16 protein-coding genes are annotated in these 19,041 nt (G+C 41.3%); 13 read left to right on the forward strand and 3 right to left on the reverse strand.

The features are described 5' to 3' along the window. Positions 1 to 8 precede the first annotated feature (8 nt). The 13 genes from PJ15_RS01795 (at position 9) to PJ15_RS01855 (ending at position 14,980) form a co-directional block, all read left to right on the forward strand. Complete coding sequence (locus tag PJ15_RS01795; RefSeq protein WP_047427248.1) at positions 9 to 2,267, forward strand: TonB-dependent receptor; 2,259 nt, start codon at positions 9 to 11, stop codon at positions 2,265 to 2,267. 82 nt (positions 2,268 to 2,349) lie between these two features. After that, a complete protein-coding gene (locus PJ15_RS01800; RefSeq protein ID WP_047427252.1) occupies positions 2,350 to 2,643 on the forward strand; it encodes a hypothetical protein in 294 nt (97 codons plus the stop codon). Position 2,644: 1 nt separating this feature from the next. Then, positions 2,645 to 4,168 carry a PepSY-associated TM helix domain-containing protein gene (locus PJ15_RS01805; protein WP_047427255.1) on the forward strand — a complete coding sequence of 508 codons (1,524 nt, stop codon included), beginning with the start codon at positions 2,645 to 2,647 and terminating at the stop codon, positions 4,166 to 4,168. Then, positions 4,165 to 4,506, forward strand: coding sequence for a hypothetical protein (locus PJ15_RS01810; protein WP_047427258.1), 342 nt, complete (start codon positions 4,165 to 4,167; stop codon positions 4,504 to 4,506). The genes PJ15_RS01805 and PJ15_RS01810 overlap by 4 nt, the downstream gene beginning before the upstream one ends. A 137-nt stretch (positions 4,507 to 4,643) precedes the next feature. After that, entirely contained in the window at positions 4,644 to 5,282 is a 639-nt protein-coding gene (locus PJ15_RS01815) for a GNAT family N-acetyltransferase (RefSeq protein WP_047427260.1), read from the forward strand. Positions 5,283 to 5,519: 237 nt separating this feature from the next. Next, the gene (locus PJ15_RS01820) at positions 5,520 to 6,830 is read left to right on the forward strand and encodes an MFS transporter (RefSeq protein WP_047427263.1); all 1,311 of its coding nucleotides are present in this window, start codon (positions 5,520 to 5,522) and stop codon (positions 6,828 to 6,830) included. A 354-nt stretch (positions 6,831 to 7,184) separates the two neighbouring features. Continuing rightward, positions 7,185 to 9,314, forward strand: coding sequence for a bifunctional mannitol-1-phosphate dehydrogenase/phosphatase (mtlD, locus tag PJ15_RS01825; protein WP_047427266.1), 2,130 nt, complete (start codon positions 7,185 to 7,187; stop codon positions 9,312 to 9,314). Positions 9,315 to 9,635: 321 nt separating this feature from the next. Then, positions 9,636 to 10,259, forward strand: coding sequence for a 2'-5' RNA ligase family protein (locus PJ15_RS01830; RefSeq protein ID WP_047427268.1), 624 nt, complete (start codon positions 9,636 to 9,638; stop codon positions 10,257 to 10,259). A gap of 2 nt (positions 10,260 to 10,261) precedes the next feature. Then, a complete protein-coding gene (gene cobU, locus PJ15_RS01835) occupies positions 10,262 to 10,780 on the forward strand; it encodes a bifunctional adenosylcobinamide kinase/adenosylcobinamide-phosphate guanylyltransferase (protein WP_047427271.1) in 519 nt (172 codons plus the stop codon). A gap of 1 nt (position 10,781) precedes the next feature. After that, positions 10,782 to 11,852: a nicotinate-nucleotide--dimethylbenzimidazole phosphoribosyltransferase gene (cobT, locus tag PJ15_RS01840; RefSeq protein ID WP_047427274.1), complete on the forward strand. Its 1,071-nt coding sequence runs from the start codon at positions 10,782 to 10,784 to the stop codon at positions 11,850 to 11,852. Further along, complete coding sequence (locus PJ15_RS01845; RefSeq protein WP_047427278.1) at positions 11,842 to 12,441, forward strand: histidine phosphatase family protein; 600 nt, start codon at positions 11,842 to 11,844, stop codon at positions 12,439 to 12,441. Before cobT ends, PJ15_RS01845 begins: the two co-directional genes overlap by 11 nt. A gap of 113 nt (positions 12,442 to 12,554) precedes the next feature. Further along, a complete protein-coding gene (locus PJ15_RS01850; RefSeq protein WP_047427281.1) occupies positions 12,555 to 14,138 on the forward strand; it encodes a histidine phosphatase family protein in 1,584 nt (527 codons plus the stop codon). 101 nt (positions 14,139 to 14,239) lie between these two features. Then, positions 14,240 to 14,980, forward strand: coding sequence for an adenosylcobinamide-GDP ribazoletransferase (locus tag PJ15_RS01855; RefSeq protein ID WP_047427284.1), 741 nt, complete (start codon positions 14,240 to 14,242; stop codon positions 14,978 to 14,980). A 49-nt stretch (positions 14,981 to 15,029) separates the two neighbouring features. Here PJ15_RS01855 and PJ15_RS01860 read toward each other — a convergent pair whose 3' ends face one another. The 3 genes from PJ15_RS01860 to PJ15_RS01870 all read right to left on the reverse strand — a co-directional run bounded on the left by PJ15_RS01860 (position 15,030) and on the right by PJ15_RS01870 (position 18,937). Beyond that, on the reverse strand, positions 15,030 to 17,141 hold the full coding sequence (locus tag PJ15_RS01860) for a TonB-dependent receptor (RefSeq protein ID WP_047427287.1): 2,112 nt from the start codon (positions 17,139 to 17,141) through the stop codon (positions 15,030 to 15,032). 72 nt (positions 17,142 to 17,213) lie between these two features. Beyond that, positions 17,214 to 17,717 carry a hypothetical protein gene (locus PJ15_RS01865; RefSeq protein WP_047427290.1) on the reverse strand — a complete coding sequence of 168 codons (504 nt, stop codon included), beginning with the start codon at positions 17,715 to 17,717 and terminating at the stop codon, positions 17,214 to 17,216. Positions 17,718 to 17,845: 128 nt separating this feature from the next. Next, on the reverse strand, positions 17,846 to 18,937 hold the full coding sequence (locus PJ15_RS01870) for a 3-deoxy-7-phosphoheptulonate synthase (RefSeq protein WP_004772077.1): 1,092 nt from the start codon (positions 18,935 to 18,937) through the stop codon (positions 17,846 to 17,848). Between the last annotated feature and the right edge of the window lie 104 nt (positions 18,938 to 19,041).

Raw genomic sequence — 19,041 nt, forward strand, 5'->3', positions numbered from 1 at the left:
AAGAGAAAATGAAAGTCAATAATGAGTTTAGGGCAAAACAAGTACTGTTTAAAATGACGCCATGCTGCCTTGCAGTACTGGCAATGTTCGCTCAACATGTTTATGCAGAAGAAACTGTTTCAGCAAATGCGGCTGTAACGGCAGAGCCTACGCAGAAACCTGTTGCACAATTAGAGAAAATTGTGGTGACAGCGACGCGTACACCAAAAAATATTGCAGAAATTGCAGGGACTGTGCAGACCATTGACCGTAATCAAATTGCACAGCAAGCAACTGCGGGGCGTAAGGTTGCGGATGTTTTGGCGCAACTGGTTCCGTCGTTGGCACCAAGCAGTGGAACCACCAGTAACTATGGTCAGACCATGCGTGGCCGAAATGTGCTGGTTATGATTGATGGGGTATCTCAAACGGGTTCGCGTGATGTATCACGTCAGCTCAATAGCATTAGCCCAGGTATGATTGAGCGTATTGAGATTATATCTGGCGCAACCAGTATTTATGGTTCTGGTGCGACAGGTGGCATTATCAATATCATTACCAAACGTGCTGCTACGTCAAAACCACTCAGCTTTGAAAGTAAAGTCGGTATCACATCTTCAGACACCTTCCGTGGGGACGGATTGGCTTATGAAGTTGGACAATCGGTTTCATTTAGTCAGGCAAATGTCGATGGTTTCCTTGGGGCGAACTTTACCAGTCGCGGTTCGCAGTTTGATAGTCATGGTGACCGAATTGCTACTGATCCCTATCAAACAAGCCGTGAAGACACGGATACAGTTGATGTAAATGGGCGTTTAAATTTTGATTTAACTGATAATCAGACATTAAGCTTTGCTACTCAATATTATAAAGATAAACAAGATACTAAATATGGACGAGATTACTCCGGTGATGTCGTTAATAATCCTTCATATAAAGCTGTTAAAGGATTGCAGCTTGATAATCAGCCATTTACTGAACGTTATTCAGTAAACACTCAGTATCAAAACAAAGACGTTTTAGGGCAGATATTGAATCTTGAAGCCTACTATCGTAAGGAAAAGGCTCGTTTCTTCCCAGTCTATGCTTTATCTGAATTCGCTAGTCAATCACAATCGAATGTAGAGGTCGCTGGATTACGCTCAACCCTGCAGAAAGATCTGACTGTTGCTGATCGTGCATTAAAACTCACATATGGAGTTGACTATGATCATGAAAAAGATAGTCAACATTACGATTTACTAAATGCATCAAACAATGGCCTGACTTATACAGACACAGGAAAAAGTTATGGAGCAGGCCCTGATACAACTATTCAGAATCTTGGTGCATTCTTACAAACTGATCTTGAATTAACTGATCGTTTAAATATCCAGGCGGGTGCACGCTATCAGTATATTAAAGCTGAAACTGATGCATATCTTCCTGCAAGACAAGGTCAACGAGCTGCACAAGGTCAAAGTGCCGATTTGACTCTTGCTCCAAGTGACTCTACCAGTGATAGTAAAGTCTTATTCAATTTAGGAGCTGTTTATAAGCTCACAGATGCACAACAGGTTTTTGCTAACTTCTCACAAGGTTTTAGTTACCCAGATGTCCAGCGAATGTTACGTGATGTTGCAATCGTGAGTGTCTCATCTGCAAATATTGAACCAATTAAAGTGAATAGTTATGAATTAGGTTGGCGTTTACAAGAGGATCAAGGTCTTAATTTAGGTTTAACCGGTTTCTATAATACTTCAGATAAGGTCGTGCAATTTAGTTCAGACCGATCAGCAAGTTTGGCAGATACGGACCAACGGGTGTATGGGACTGAATTAACAGCAAGTTATCCTTTTATGGAAAGCTTTAAGGTGGGTGGTACTTTAGGTTATACGCGCGGACAATATAAAGATGGTGCGGGAAAATGGCGAGAATTGAATGCATTTCAGGTTTCGCCAACCAAAGGTACGGTCTTTGCCGAATGGAATAATGATGAAGGTTACGGCGTTCGTGTGCAAGCTTTAGCTGTTAAAGGAACTGATAAAGCATTTAAGGATGATCAACTTGCCGTAAATGATAATAACATTGCTCCTAATAAGTCAGCTGATATTAAAGGCTATACGACAATGGATGTGTTGACTCACTTTCCTGCTGGAAAAGGACGTGTAGACTTTGGTGTGTTTAATGTATGGAATAAAGATTATCGCACAGTATATAGTCAGCAATCAGCACTTACCTATGCCAAGCTTTCAAGCCTCCCTGCAGAAGGCCGGACCTATGGTTTAAGTTATACCATTAGCTATTAATTAAAACAGAGGAAGAAATATCTGTGAAGATGCAGATATTTCTTCATTTTTATGCTGGATTTTACAGGCAAAGGCAATACGGATGAGCCCCTCAGAAAAACAAGAGATCTTTCAGTTAAGCTATCGCAGAGTATTTTTTATCTGCTTGGCGGCTTATTGTTATAGTTCGTGGCTCAGTCTGGTTTTGGCGGATTGGTTGCCTTTTGCTAAAGCCGAAAATGTCTATTTCGCCGTCTTTCTGAGTTTCATCTTTTTCATTTTTTACGTGATATTGACCAGTGCAATTATGTCTAAACGCTGGTTCTGGATCATCCATGGCTTAGGCGTGTTATTACTGGCTGGCTACGGGCTCATGCATAAGTGGGGGATGAGTTAAGATGAACTTTCGTCAAATTCAGGCCATTCTGCATAGCTGGTTTGGCATTATTGTCTTATGGATCATCTTCTTTATTTTCTTAACCGGGTCGATTGCGTATTTCCGTACTGAAATTAATGTCTGGGCGCAACCCGAGGCGATGAGCCAGATTCAAACTTTACCGACTGCCCAAACCTCAGCTCAAACCGCGTTTAATTATTTAAATCAGCATGCCGCAGATGCAAAAAGATGGCGTGTGACCGTTGCAAATGAACGCATGCCAGTCAATTTGTTGCAATGGCAGGATCAGACAGGAAAACACCAACAATTACAGAATCCCATGACAGGGGAATTGCTCAATCCTGCACGACAGACTCTGGCAGGTGATTTCTTTTTTAAATTGCATTACACCCTCTATCCACTGCCTGGCAAGATCGGTAGTTTCATCGTTGCCATTGTCGCCCTGATCTTATTAATTAGTTTGGTTACAGGTGTGATCACGCATAAAAAGATCATTAAAGAATTTTTTGTATTTCGTTCCTTTAAAGGCCAGCGTTCCTTGCTCGATCTGCATCATATAACGGGAGTGATTACATTTCCTTTTTATCTGGTGATGGCTTTTACAGGACTACTGATTCTATTTTATCTGGTGTTGCCGTGGGGACTATCCAAGCATTATGCTCAAGAAGGTATACCTCAATTTTATAATGAGATGCAGTTTCTAGAGATGGCAAAACCGCAACCATCCTCATCTCAGAGCAACATGCAGCCATTGGAACGCTTTATTCAACAATTACCAGCGCAGGCACAAACAGGCGCAATACTCGATAAATTTGAAGTACAAAAACCGAATACACCAGAGGCGATGATCACCTTTGACTATAATTATAAAAATATTATTACCTTAAATACCCCACAATATATTTTTGCTGCCAATACCGCCGAGCAGCTGGATCAACCTCGAAATTTAAGTGCAATAGCCCAGTTGGCTTCATCTTCTTATGGTATTCATCTGGGCTATTTTGCCTCTTACTGGATGCGTTTGATTTTGTCTATCATGGGCATTATTGGATGTGTGATGTTGGCCGCAGGGGCATTGCTCTGGCAGAAAAAACGTATTAAAACGCAACATCGTTTCAGCTATAAACTGGTACAGCATCTCAACTTTTTTACTTTTCTCGGGTTGCCTTTTGCCTGTGCCAGTTATTTATTGGCAGGGCGACTGTTACCCTCAGTGTTCGAGCCAAGAAGTACTTATGAAGTTTCGGCCTTTTACTTCACTTGGCTATTAAGTTTACTGATCAGTTTGATCCTGAATATCCGAACGGCTGTATTGCTATTACTGCCAAGTACAGCTTTGATTTTATTTCTCATTCCATTGAGTAGTTTTGTTGTGGTGCCTGAGGCATCTTTGTGGCAGAGCATCATTCATTCACGTTGGTCGTTGGCTGGGGTAGATTTGGCATTACTAACGATTGGAATACTTTATCTCGGCGCAATTTATTTTTATCTAAATAAGTTCAAGCCTGCAGGAGCTTTAAAATGAGTCTTGCAGCATTATTCTGGGCCTTCGCCGCATTTATACAAGCTTGCATCCTCAGCCAATACGGGCAGAAACAACTGCAATATACTTGGCTAAATGCCTCTCGGAAAAAGCTTTTATCTTTTTCTGCCGTAATATTTTTAACATTCTCTTTTGTGTTGAATTATCTATATGAAGGCAGCTCAGTTGGCCCACTGAGCTGGCTATTTGTCACCTTGCCAGCGGCCTTCTTTTTACAAGTGCTTGGTTTTTATCTGTTTAGAAAATATTTTATACAGATCTGGTGGGGTGCAATGTTAGCCGCATTCATCTTTAGTTTGGTTGGTGGACTAAATTCATAAGGCATTTTACGGCTGTTTGCTGTTTAGTGATCTTCGCCAGATGCAGTTCATTAACAAAAAACAAGAAAAAGAACGCTTTTTGTCTTAATAAAATTGATTATCATTATCATCTAATATTAAAGGCAAGGAATATCTTAATGCTTACACTGTCACAAAAACTTCCTGATTATTTTGAGTATTATGAAGATGGGACACAATATTATGTCCGCCAAGTCCAATATCCTCAGGATATTCCTTTATTACATCAATGGATGCATGAGCCACACGTAATTCCCCAATGGCAACTGAATAAGTCTGAACTTGAACTACAAGTTTATTTCGACAAAATGCTGGCCGATGACCATCAACGTTTAATGATTGTGGGTGTTGATGGCAAGGATGTGGGATATACCGAAATTTATGAAGGGAAACGTGATCGCTTAGGGCGTTATTACGAGGGTGATGAGCACGATCTTGGCTGGCATTTGCTTTTTGGAGATAAATCCGTTTTTGGTAAAGGCTTTTTAAGACCGACCATCCGTTTATTGAGTTTTTATATTTTTGAGAATTCTGAAGCGAAAAAAATTGTAGGGGAGCCAGACCATACTGTAAAACCTTATGCAGCAGTGGTGGCGGATCTTTGCTATGAGAGCCAGCGTTTAATTCCAATGCCTGAAAAAACGGCGATGTTGTATTACTGTTTTAGAGAAACATTTTACGACAAATTTGGCGAATATTATTCTGCTTCACAACAGCAATCTACCCAGCAGCAGTCTCAAGATTTAAGCCTGACTTAAACTGAATTTAAGATTTAGATTGAAGATAAGCCTCAACTTGTGTTGAGGTTTTTTTATATAGAAAACATCATTTTTAAAAATAAATAATATATTGATATGTAAAATTAAAAAAGGGTTTTTGATTAACAAAACAACATATTGTTATTTGCTGAATTTACGAATATCATAAATCAATTACGAATAAAGTAATTATGGATTGCAAAATTACATGTAAAGCAACATGGAGAAGGAATCACCATGAAAGAAGTTGCATTAAATGATTTAATCGACCAGCAGCGCGTTGGGCGTTATCAAAAATTTATTCTATTTACCTGCTTATTGCTGATGATCATGGATGGCTATGATATTCAGGCAATGGCTTATGCCGCGCCGATGATTATAGAAGCGTGGGGTGTCGAAAAAACCATGTTAGGCGTGGTGTTTAGCGCCAGTTTATTTGGATTGTTTGTTGGTTCATTTGTTTTAAGTTCACTGTCTGATCGGTTTGGTCGACGTCCAATCTTATTGATCTCAACGTTAATATTTTCTGTACTGATGTTGTGGACACCGCATGTCGCTAATATTGAACAGCTGGCTGTTATACGTTTTATCACGGGCATTTTCTTAGGCGGTATCATGCCGAATGCCATGGCCTATAGCTCTGAAATTGTACCCAACAAATACCGTATTTTGACCATGATGGTGATTTCTTGTGGTTATACAGTCGGTGCCATGCTGGGGGGAGGAATTTCTGCATTACTTACGCCCATAGGTGGATGGCAGGCAATTTTTTATTTTGGTGGCGTTATTCCTCTGATCATTTTCTTTATTATGCTGTTTAAGCTACCAGAATCATTGTATTTCTTAGGCGAAAACAAAAAGAATGGGAAAACGATTCTATTCTGGCTGAAGAAATTTTATCCAGCATTGGAACTCAACACAGCAACTCAAATCATTGGCAATATCGGCCCTAAAATCAAAAAGTCACCATTGGAGTTATTTAAAAATAAGCGGGCTTTTTTTACCTACTCGATCTGGGTGATCAGTATCTTAAATATGATCAGTCTGTATTTTCTCGCCAACTGGTTACCGACCTTATCGAAAGAGTCCGGCCTTTCTTTGAATCAGGCGCTGATGATTGGTTCCACTCTACAGTTGGGCGGTACGATTGGCAGTATCGTGATGGGGTTAAAAATTGACAAGATTGGTTTTTATAAGGTTTTAGTTCCAGTGTTTATAGTGGCTGCTGTTAGTGTTGCCTTGATTGGATATTCGGTCAGTCATATTGCCTTACTGTTTGTGGTTATCTTTATTGCGGGCTTTGCGATTGTTGGTGGGCAACCTGCCATTAATGCACTATCTGCAAGTTATTATCCAGTTTCATTGCGTACAACGGGCGTGGGCTGGAGTATTGGGATTGCCCGTTTGGGTTCAGTGATCGGCCCATTATTCGGTGGATATCTGGCTAAATCTTTGATCATTACCCATTTATTTGTGATTGCAGCCATTCCATCTCTATGTGTGATTTTCATGTTGCTGGTGCAGGCCAAATATAGAGTAGATCTTTGAATTTCAAGGCCGCGTTCTGCGGCTTTTTATTTGCTACTTCATTCTATTACCGAAATGGGTACTCGATTTCATATTCATAAATAGTTAAAAATATTCTTTTTTTCCACTTTATTTATCTATTTCCCATTTAATTATAAGTCTGGTTTATTCTATATCATCAAAGTTGTTGACTAAAAAACAATCATTGTTTTGTTAGGGATGCAAGTAATCTTTACAAATTTAGTCAACTATAAGCTGAAAAAAACAACTTGAGGTTATTTTTTAATCAAATTTATTTCATTTATTTACAGTCTAAATTTTGTCATGATTTTTTAGTTAATCTAATAAGCGCAATAACAAAACAAAGGAGTAAAGATGCTGATTTTTCATGATTATCCTGTTCAGGGAGCGCTTTTTGATATGGATGGCACAATGTTTGATACTGAGCGGTTACGCTTTCAAACATTAAAACAGGCGTCCCAAGAACTCATTGGACAGGAATTTTCAGATGAATATTTAATGCAGTGTCTTGGACTCAGTGCAAAAACTGCTGAACAGCTTGCCCAAACTTTTTATGGTGAAGATGTTCCTTATCAAGCAATCCGAAAACGTGCTGATGAACTTGAACTGGAATCAGTTCGTCATAATGGTGTTCCGATCAAAAAGGGCCTGATTCAGGTACTGGAACGTTTACGCAAGTCTGGTTTAAGAATGGCTGTCGCGACATCAAGTCGTCGGGCAATTGCCGAAGAATACTTGATCAATGCCAATGTCTATAAATTTTTTGATCTTCTGGTCTGTGGTGACGAAGTCGAAAAAGGTAAACCACATCCTGAAATTTTTATTAAAGCGGCACAAAAACTAAATTTGCAGCCTCAACAATGTTTGATGTTTGAAGATTCTGAAAACGGGATCTGCTCAGCCTGTGATGCTGGCGGGATCACCATTTTATTTAAAGATATAAAAGAACCCAATGACAGTATGCTTGCCAAAGCAAATTTCTATTATCAGGATATGTATGAGTGCCTAAATGCACTGGATCAATATATTCCTGAAATGGGAATGCCGCAGTTACAAGAACCATTTCCGCAAAGTATCAATCAGCTGACCGTCGGGATTCATGGTTTTGGTGCCATCGGTGGTGGTTATATCGCACAGGTGTTGTCACATTGGGATGGTTTTACCAGACCCAAGCGCATTCTCGCTTCAACCAGAAATCGCCTGTACCTCGAATCAGTCAATAGTTTTGGCAGCTACAGTATCCGTTATGGACAATCCTCATATGATGAGCGGATTGAGAATCTGACTGTAATCGATGCGGACAATGAACAGCAGATGCTCGAGATGTATATGCATTCAAGTCTGATTGCGCTGTGTTTGCCTGAACAGGCCATTGCATCGGAAGCAAAAACAATTGCAAGAGGACTATTGGCGCGTTTCATGTCGCAAGATACGGAGCAGCATGAGCCGATTACCTTCTTGATTATCCTGAATAAAGTCTGTGCAAAATATCTAGTACTGAAAAATATCCGTGAAGCGTTGCTTGAGATCACCGATGAGGATATTGCAGAGCATATTCTAAGTGAACACTATTTTTGCGATACCGTCGTTAACCGAATGGTGGCAAAGCTGACCGACCAAGCCTTATATCGCCAGCTGAATATCAAGCACCGTTTATTTAAACAATATCAATCCGATCTGAATGATGAAGCGATTGAGCTGTCAGATGAGACCGCGTTGACCGAGAAACAAGAACAGCAAATCACCAACTGTTTGGCGGATATGCGTGGTCAATTTCAGGCGGGTCAGTTTTTGCAGAATATGGATTTGATCCTATTCCATAGCGAAACAGATATGCCGATTTATGTGGAAAATCGTAGCCCGATCCTCAATAAAATGCGCCAAATGATTCTGGTTGAGCAGATTTCTGATATTCAGATCATTAAAAACCGTTTATGGAATGGCTGCCATGCCATGACGGCTTGGTACGCCAGTATGCATGACCACGACATGATCGGGATTGCGTTAGCGGATGCCAAGATCAAGAAGTATGTGGAGCAGGTGGTTGAGGAAGTAAAACTAGGTTTGGCGAATATTGTACCGAATCAGGCCAAAGAGCTAGACCGAATGGCGGAGAGTTTTCTACATTCTTGCCGCTCTGCTTATAAAGATACGTGTGAACGGGTGGCTCGCGATCCGCTGAGAAAACTAGGCTTCAATGAGCGCGTATTTGGCAGTCTGGAAAATCATATTCAGCAGCAATTGCCTTATCAAAAGATTTTGCACGGCGCGATTTATGGCTATGTTTATGCATTAAGACAGCTTGAAATTGAGGAGTTGGAGATTGTTCAACATATCCGTAAGAATGTGGAAATGATGGATCTCACTTCAACTCAAAAGAAAGCTTTATTAGATATGCTTTATCAGGGGATCCAGTCGGAAATGCAGGGAGAAACCTTGACTTACCATTTTGATGGATTTAAAGCCCCATCTGAAGTGGTGTAGATCTTATCAGCATTGAATAACACAGCTTTAAATCGATAAAGTTGTGTTATCTCTGATATAGATTTTAGGCTTAGATGATGCGCTGGATAAGTTGAGTTCGCGGCATAGTTATGATCAGAGGTCTGAATCGCATCAGCTTGTGTCTAGACGGTTTTAGTGTTGACTAAGCCACAATTTAATAATGCTATGTGCTCATATCATTTGATATTTCCTAATTTTATATTCGCAAGATTGACAAGGCTGAGAGATAAACAATTATTTTAATCCAGTCTATGCTTATGTTTTAATGGCATATTCCATATTTTATTGAATCTATATTTTGTGTTATTGAAACCATCAACCCAACTGTGTTCGACCGTCGTTCGGGACTATTCTGAGTGGCATCGTGGCCGTTCAGACTATGGGTTATGGTATCTTGAAATTGATCAGCCTGAACTAATTGAATACTTAGACCAGATTCGGGCAGATTTTTCGGATTTACTGATTCCTGCCAATCAACGTCAATATCACATTACCTTATTTGTATGTGGGTTTCTGACATCCGCAGAGAAGCAATACAATGATGATTTTCAGATTCAACAATTACAACAACAGATGAAGCAATTGCAAAATCTGGAGCTATCTTCGTTTGAGTTAGAGATTGCCCAACTGGATAGCTTTAGCAGTGCCTTATTTTTGCAAGTGAAAGATACGGATCAAATTCTGGAAAAAATTCGTCGGCAACTGGCTTCAGTGTCAGATGAAATTGCTGCGCTTGAGTATTGTCCGCATATTACTTTAGGCCTGTATCGCGAAGCATGGCAGAGTGATCGGGTGCTAGAGCGGATTCAGCAATTGCCCGTTAAAAAGTGGAAAGTTAAAGTGAAGCAACTCACTTTCGGCTATTATAAGGCACAGATTTTACAAGGATTACTGTATCCTTATCAGCAAATTGAATTGGGTTAGATATGTTGCAACTGATTTTAGGCGGCGCACGTTCTGGGAAAAGTCGTTTGGCAGAACAAATCGCCAAGGATTCTGGCTTGTCGGTTGTATATATTGCCACAGCGCAGGCGCTGGATGACGAAATGCAGCAGCGTATCGAGCATCATCGGCAACAACGTCCTGAACATTGGCAAGTGTGCGAAGAACCGATTTATCTAGCTGATCGACTGTTGCAATGTGACCAACCCAATCAACTGATTCTAGTGGATTGCCTGACTTTATGGCTGACCAATTTATTATTGGCTGAAGATACGACATTACTGCAACAACAAACAGAAAAACTCTTGGCATTCTTAGCTCAACTGCAAGCTCAGGTCATTCTGGTCAGTAACGAAACTGGGCTTGGTGTGGTTCCAATGGGAGAAATCAGCCGCCGTTTTGTGGATGAAGCGGGGCGTTTGCATCAGGCACTGGGTCAACTCGCCCATAAGGTCACGTTTTGTGTCGCAGGCTTCCCAATGATTTTAAAAGATGAGAAATAATATGACTGAACATGAGCAATGGTTTTTAGCGGCGATTCAACAACCTGATCTGGGTGCAAAACAGCAAGCTGAACAACGTCAGCTTCAACTGACCAAGCCTACAGGAGCTTTAGGCGATCTGGAACGAATCGCAATTGATCTGGCTGCTTTGCAAGGAACAGTTCATCCTCAGATTCAGCAACCCTGGATCACGATTTTTGCGGGTGATCACGGCGTGGTTGCTGAAAATATCTCGGCTTACCCGCAAGCCGTGACCCGCCAAATGCTACAAAACTTTGCGACTGGTGGTGCAGCGATTAGCGTCATTGCCAAGCATCATCAAGCACATTTACAAGTCATTGATTGCGGTACGGTCGGTGATGCTTATGAATATGCAGGTGTGGAGCGTCATTGTATTCGTGCAGGCACCGCCAACTTTGCTCAACAGGCTGCAATGACAGAGCAGGAATGCTTAGCGGCTTTACAGTTGGGGAAGGCCAGCGTGGAGCGCGCCAAAACACAAGCTGCTGATATTTTTATTGCAGGTGAGATGGGGATTGGCAATACCTGTTCTGCTTCAGCCTTGGCCTGTTTATTGTTAAATGAAGATGCTGCACAACTGACAGGTGTGGGAACGGGCATTACTAATCAGCAACTACAACATAAGATCAATGTGATTGATCAAGCCGTAAAGCTTCATCAAACAGAGGCTAAAAATGATGCCTTAAATATTCTGGCAGCGGTCGGTGGTCTGGAAATTGCCGCGATGACAGGCGCCTATATTCGTTGCGCACAAATTGGCTTACCAATCGTGGTGGATGGTTTTATTAGTTCAGTTGCTGCTTTATGCGCAGTCCGTATTCAGCCACAGAGTCGGACATGGATGTTATTCGGACACCAGTCAGCTGAGTACGGGCATCAACGTGTTTTACAAGAACTGAATGCGCAGCCTATTTTGAAAATGAACTTGCGTCTGGGGGAAGGCAGTGGTGCAGGTGCTGCATTATCCATGATCCAGCTTGCTTGTGTTTTACATAATCAAATGGCGACTTTTGCTGAAGCAGCCGTGACAGGTGACAAAGTTGCACCTTGATTTACTACGCCATGGTGAAACGACATTCAGTCATACATTGCGTGGTCATCTGGATGATGAGCTGACAGAACAGGGTTGGTTGCAGATGCAATCGACCATTCAGCAAGCTTTGAATGCGCAGATGCATTGGGATGTAATTATCAGTTCACCTTTACAGCGTTGCCAAAAGTTTGCGGTTGCATTGGCCCAGCAGTTAGAACGACCACTTTTGCTTCATTCCGAAATGAAGGAAATATTCTTTGGTGATTGGGAAGGCATTTCAACCCAAACCATTTATGAAACAGAACCTGAGTTATTGGCAAATTTCTGGCAATTTCCCACGCAATATCATGCACCGAATGGGGAAAGCTTTGCCCAGTTCCAACAGCGAGTCATGTATGGGGTGAATCGTATTTATACCGAAATGCAGCAGAATCATTGGCATAGGGCCTTGGTTGTAACACATGGCGGGGTAATTAAATTATTGACCTGCTTAGCACGTCAACAGGCGCTAGATGATTTATTAAAAATGCCAGCCGAGCTTGGAAAGCTATACTCACTGGAATTGATCCATCGCGACAATGAGATTCATTTTGTAGAAAATAAATGAATGGGAAAATGACCTTGTCGATTATTGTATAACTGAGTAGAAAGCTGTAATCGAACTGTCATTGCCACTGCCTATGATACAGGTCAATTTCTTGACCTATAATCAAATCTTTCATGAATATATTATTTAAAAGCAGTATGTTATGCGTAAGCATTTTATTGGCAGCCTGTAATAACGATGATCATCAACAAAGTCAGCCATCACCTGAAACCACTCCACAATCAAAATATTATCAAACCAAAACACCGTATCAACCGCAGCAAGATCTGAAAAAATACGAAGCTGTTCCACAAGGTTTTCAGCCCGTTTTTACGGAGCTGGTTGCACGTCATGGTTCTAGAGGTTTGTCGAGTATCAAATATGATTTGGCACTTTATAACTTGTGGAAACAGGCCAAAGCAGAAAACGCCTTAACGCCGTTGGGGGAGCAATTGGGGGCTGATCTGGAAAGTATGATGAAGGCCAATATCCTGTTGGGCTATGGCGTGGAAGGGATTCGTCAGTTTGGATATGGCAATGAAAGCATGCAAGGTATACAGGAGCATCGAGGTATTGCAGATCGTCTATTACAGCGCTTACCAGATCTGTTTAAAACCGCTTCGACACAGCCTGCTTCAATTTTAGTGCAAAGTTCAGGTGTTGATCGTGCTGTGGATAGTGCGAAATTCTTTACGGCTGAACTGATTCAGCAGCAACCACAGCTTAAAAACCAGATTACGCCAGTGTCATATACCAGTCTGGCCAGCAGCAGTGTACCATCAGTTAAAGATGGAGGCGTAGATCGTTTTAAACTGTATTTTCACAGCTTGAATAAGGACAGTGATTTAACTCAACCCTTATCTACACAGCAACAGGCAATCTATGATGCAAGTCAGGCTTATCAACAGTTTGAGGAAAATGATGCTGATTTGGCAAATAAACTAAGTGAACTTGCCCAAAATAGCAAAGCTGAACAGATAGCCATGAATGTGCTTACTCCTATTTTCAAATCAGAATTTATTCAAAAATTAGGTTCAGCAGGATATCGCTTTAGCAATACGGGTTCCTATACGGTGACAGCGCCAAATGGCGAAAGCATTACCGAAAAAGGTAAAGGCAAGAATACCATTGCCAGTGCTGTGGATGCGGCTGCGTATGTGTATGAGTTATATTCAATTGCTGGGGGCATGCAAACAGAGCTAAAAAATATTGATTTTGATAAATATATGCCACTAGAAGCTGCAAAATTTTATGCTGAATTTAACGATGCCAATGATTTTTATAGCAAAGGGCCAAGCTTTACTGAATCGAAGAATGTCACTAGTGCAATTGCCCAAGGCTTAAAACAGGATCTATTTAAACAGGTCGATGCGATAGTTGATAAGCAGCAAACGCATCGTGCAGTATTACGTTTTGCACATGCCGAAATCATCATTCCTTTGGCAACCAGTCTGGAATTGCATGACATGATGCAGCCGCTACCTTTACGTCAAACTTATAATTATACCCATAGTAAATGGCGTGGTGAGTTTGTGTCGCCAATGGCTGCAAATTTACAGTGGGATATCTATCAGAATACACAAGGAACAACTTTGGTGAAGATGTTCTATAACGAAAAAGAGACCTTGTTTAAACCAGATTGTAACTATGCGCGTTATAGCACTAACAGCTTCTATTATGACTATTTGAAGCTAAAACAATGTTATCAAATTCAATAAGCTGACTTATTTTATATTTTCATTTGGGAATAGCTTGCTATTCCCAATTTTATTTCTTCATAATCATTTCATGATAAACCTTTTGAATTGAGCTGTTTCGCATGACACCTTTCTGGATTGCCTTGCAATTTTTGACGGTTTTGCCGATCGAACTAAAAAATATGCCAAGTGCAAAGCAAAATAGTCAGACCTTGCTGTTTTATCCTGTCGTTGGCTTATTGATTGGACTGATGTTATTTGCGTTCGCGCTTATATTAGCAAAACTTCCTATTGTGTTCAGTGCAGGGCTCATTCTGGTGCTATGGATCTGGTTGACTGGTGGCCTACATCTTGATGGACTCGCGGATACCGCAGATGCATGGGTGGGTGGCTTTGGTGATCCAGAACGAACCCTGAAAATTATGAAGGATCCAGCATGCGGCCCGATCGGGGTATTAAGCCTGATTGCGGTATGTCTGCTTAAATTTGTCGCACTCTATGTGTTGCTTGAACAAAAGTTTGAAGCATTTCTTATTGTATTGCCCATGCTTGGACGTAGTGTGCCACTATTTTTATTTCTCACGACACGCTATGTTCGTGTGCAGGGACTGGCAAGTTCAATGCTTGAGAATATACCACGACTAGCAATATGGATGGTTTTTGTCATTACAATAGCATTGCTTTGTATGTTTAAATGGACAGGGTTAGTCGCCTTGTTCAGTTTTTTGATCATTATTTTTTATTTACGTGGGCTTTTTATCAAGCGTATTGGCGGGATTACGGGTGATACGGTGGGTGCTGCAATTGAGCTGAGTGAGACGGGTTTGATGCTGAGCTTTGTTATTGCCTCATTTTATATTTAAACCTCAAGATATGGCCTCAGTTGAAGCCATATCTTTTATTCAGTCGTTTTTATTTTCCAAAATGATAGCGCAAACCTAATAAATAGGTCCGCGGTGCGGCAGGTGTGTAGCTTGCCTGATTATTGCTAAAAGATGTACTTTCTGCATAATGCACATCGGTGGCATTGATGACTTGACCAAACACTTCATAAGCATTTTGACGGTAGTTAGCACGTAAGTTCAGTAAGGTGTGTCCATCATATTTTTCTGTATTGGCATCATTGATCCAGTAAGATCCGACATAGACACCTTCTACAGCAAGTAATAATTCAGGAACCAGTTTGATCTGATATTCAATTGTGCCAAAGCTTTTGGGTGCGCTTGGCATGGTATTGCCGCTGTAATCGAGTGAACTTGAGGGTTGAAACGCTTTATATTCGTGTTTTGCAAAGCTACCTGAAACTTTTAAACGCTGATCATAAAGTGCATTGATCTTCCATGTGCCGCCAATTTCTATCCCTTGATGCAGGGTTTTACCAGCATTGCGTGGTTCGCGGGTATTATCTGGCTTGGTGTAATTGATGACTTCATCTTTGCCTTGTAAACGGTATAAGGTAATCTCCCCATCGACACGGTCATCCAGCAGTTTGAAGCGTAAACCAGCATCAATATTATCAAATGTCGCTTCTCTCAGATTTGGCGTGACCAGATTTGCGCCGTACAGGCTGCTTACTTCTGGCGGAACAAAGCCCTGTGACCAGTTACTGTAAATGTCCATGGCAGGCGTGATATTCCAGACAAAACCGAGTTGTGGGCTGGCTTTATGGAAATTACGTTTTTCATCAGGCGCACCTGTTACTTTTGATGGGGTTAATTTATTGCTGTAGTCATAACTGATCCAGTCATAACGAGCACCACCGACCAGATTTAAGGTCGGAATAACCTGCCAGTTTGCTTGTGCATAGAGGGCCTGATTATTGACGTCAACATTAAAATCGCGTAGCAACTGGCGTTGTTTATAACCCGTATAAATCAGGCTGTCTGGATCACGGAAAACCTCGATATCATTGGTTTTGGCCTGATTCGGTGAGTAATCTGCCATTGCTCCGACGATCAGTTTGACCTGATCCAATGTTGCTGAATGCTGCATATTCAAGCCATAAGACTGAAATGCGTTATATGTGGTCTGTCCACTATATGTGCCAGTCGGTTTACCATTTTTAACATCGGTACGGATGCTATAGCTTGGATTTTGTTCCGTGGTATTGTCACGATAATACACGGTGAACTGGCTTTGTTGCTGATCATTCCATTGGTGATTCAGCTGTGAAGAAATACGAGTAGCCTCAACCTCACGATCAGTAAAGGTTTGATAGCTATAACCAGGACGTTTACGATAATCCTCCAGACTTAAATTGCCTGTCATGTCTGCTTTTAGGTGATTGTAGCTCACAATATTCTTGATTTGTGTCGCATCAGAAATACGCCAGTCATGTCGTAAGGTAACACTTTGCTTGTTACTTTCGGCATGGTCTTGCCAGCTGTCACCACGATCACTGGCATAGGCAGATAATCGCAAACCCTGTTCACCATACTCAGTTGGGAAGGTATTAGAAGCATCAATATCCAGACGGCGATAAGCTTCTGAACTTGCACTGATTCCTATATTTGCTGTTGGTGTTGCACTCGGTGCTTTGGTCAGGAAGTTGATAGTTCCGCCAATGGCATTGCTTCCGTACAAGCTGCTGGCTGGACCACGCAAGATCTCGATACTGTCAATTCCAGCAAGGTTCACTTCATACAAGGCATTGTGGTTAAACACGCCCACAGGTCGAATTGAAATACCATCTTCAAGATACTGATAAACTGCTGCTGTGGTAATTGGCTGACGAATCGACATCATATGCTGTTCATTGCCCAGATCATTCATCAAAACACCTGGGGTTTGATTGACCAGTTGGCCGATGAATGTTGCATGTTTATCTTCAATATCTTTGCTGTTAATTTTACTGATCGCAGCAGGGGTATTATTAATTGATTCGCCTTCACGACTGGCGGTCACAACGATGGTGGCTAAGGTTTTGGTCGTATCAGATGGCACAGTTTCAGCAAAAGCAACGGAGTTATAGCTGACAGAAAGGCAAGCAGCCGCTAATACAGACAAACGGAATTGAGTATTCATTTTGAACTCTATAAAAAGCAATACATAAGGACGCGCCGTAGTTGTAACTGGGCGCGAAGTAAAATTTGCGATTTATAAAGTGAGTGGCGGGGCTTGTTTAGTTGGGAAAATATAAAAGATGCGGGGTATATGCAGATCTTCTGTCCACGTATAGCACAGACTTCGTACACGACCAAACCAGGCCAGCAGAAATATAAAAATAAATGCAATCAATGGGATGAGAACAGCAGCATCAAGGCCATGTGTACACAAAGGGCAATGTTTCATGATCTGGCTGGCAAGCGCAAAAACCTCCTGTGCATGATCACTAAGATGTGCATGTTTAGAGCTTTGCAGTTGCTGGGTATGGTGCATGTCATGCATTGCATGTGACTGGTGGCCTGTGTGAGTCTGAGTCATCAATGATGCATTTTGAATCACTGTCACCTGACAATGACTTGGCATTGCATAAAGTGCAGGTACGATACCTGTATGGACCATCGTTGGTAAGAAGATATGCCAGAGTAAACACAGCAAAGTCACCGCGCCAAGAGAGGCACGCCACTTAAGCAAATGTTGACGAAAACTGGACTTCATATCAGCGATACGTCGTAGGGGAAATGTGGCAGCAGTATAATGAAAAAAAGAGGCTTATTCAAAAGATATCAGTGTAATTCAAAACAAAAAACAGGCCCATAAGAGCCTGTTTTACATCTATTTAAAGATTAACGATTTGGTAATACGTCTTTTAACGCTTCATGCATTTCTAGCAATGCTTTTTCAGTTGTTTCCCAGTCAATACAGCCATCAGTCACTGACTTGCCGTATTCAAGATCACACAGATTTTCTGGAATATCTTGACGACCACCTTTTAAGTGACTCTCAACCATGATTCCAACGATTGATTTGTTACCATCCAGAATTTGTTCTGTGATATTTTTCAAAACCAAAGGCTGTAAGTACGGATCTTTGTTTGAGTTGGCATGACTGGTATCAATCATGATCTTGTTGCTCACTTTCGCTTTTGCTAGAGCAGCTTCTGCTTCTGCAACAGATGTTGCATCATAGTTTGGCTTGCCATTACCACCACGTAATACCACGTGTGCATACGGGTTACCTTTGGTATTGATAATCGCAACCTGACCATTTTCATTCAGGCCCAAAAAGCTGTGACCATGTTTAACCGATTGCATCGCATTAGTTGCAACGGTTAAGCCGCCATCAGTACCATTTTTGAAGCCAACAGGTGATGAAAGACCAGAAGACATTTCACGGTGAGTCTGACTTTCAGTGGTACGTGCGCCAATCGCAGACCATGAAATTAAATCTTGATAATATTGCGGTGAGTTTGGATCAAGTGCTTCAGTCGCACAAGGTAATCCTTTTTCATTCAAATCAATCAATAAGCCACGACCAATGTGCAAGCCTTTTTCAATATTGAATGAGTCATTCATGTCTGGATCATTGATTAAACCTTTCCAGCCCACAGTGGTACGCGGTTTTTCAAAATAAACACGCATCACCAGATATAAAGTATCTTTTACTTTTTCGCTCAAGACTTTCAGGCGATCAGCATATTCATGTGCAGCTTTAGGATCGTGGATTGAGCACGGGCCAATCACGACAAACAAACGTTTGTCATTGCCATCTAAAATATTACGTACAGTAGCACGTCCTTGTAACACAGTTTGAGACGCAGCCTCAGATAATGGAAGATCAGCTTTCAATTCTGCTGGTGTAATCAGCGTTTGAATGCTTTTAATGTTTACATCATCGATATCGGGCTGAGAAACTGGATTTGACTGTAGAGTATTCATTGCTGTCACAAATTCAATCGAAAAAAGAGGTTATTTTGTCTGCGAATATAGCATGAAATGCCGACTGGTTAACTAGCAATAACGATAATTTATGCAGAAAGCAG

The organism is Acinetobacter sp. neg1 (assembly GCF_000788125.1).
Classification (GTDB): domain Bacteria; phylum Pseudomonadota; class Gammaproteobacteria; order Pseudomonadales; family Moraxellaceae; genus Acinetobacter; species Acinetobacter vivianii.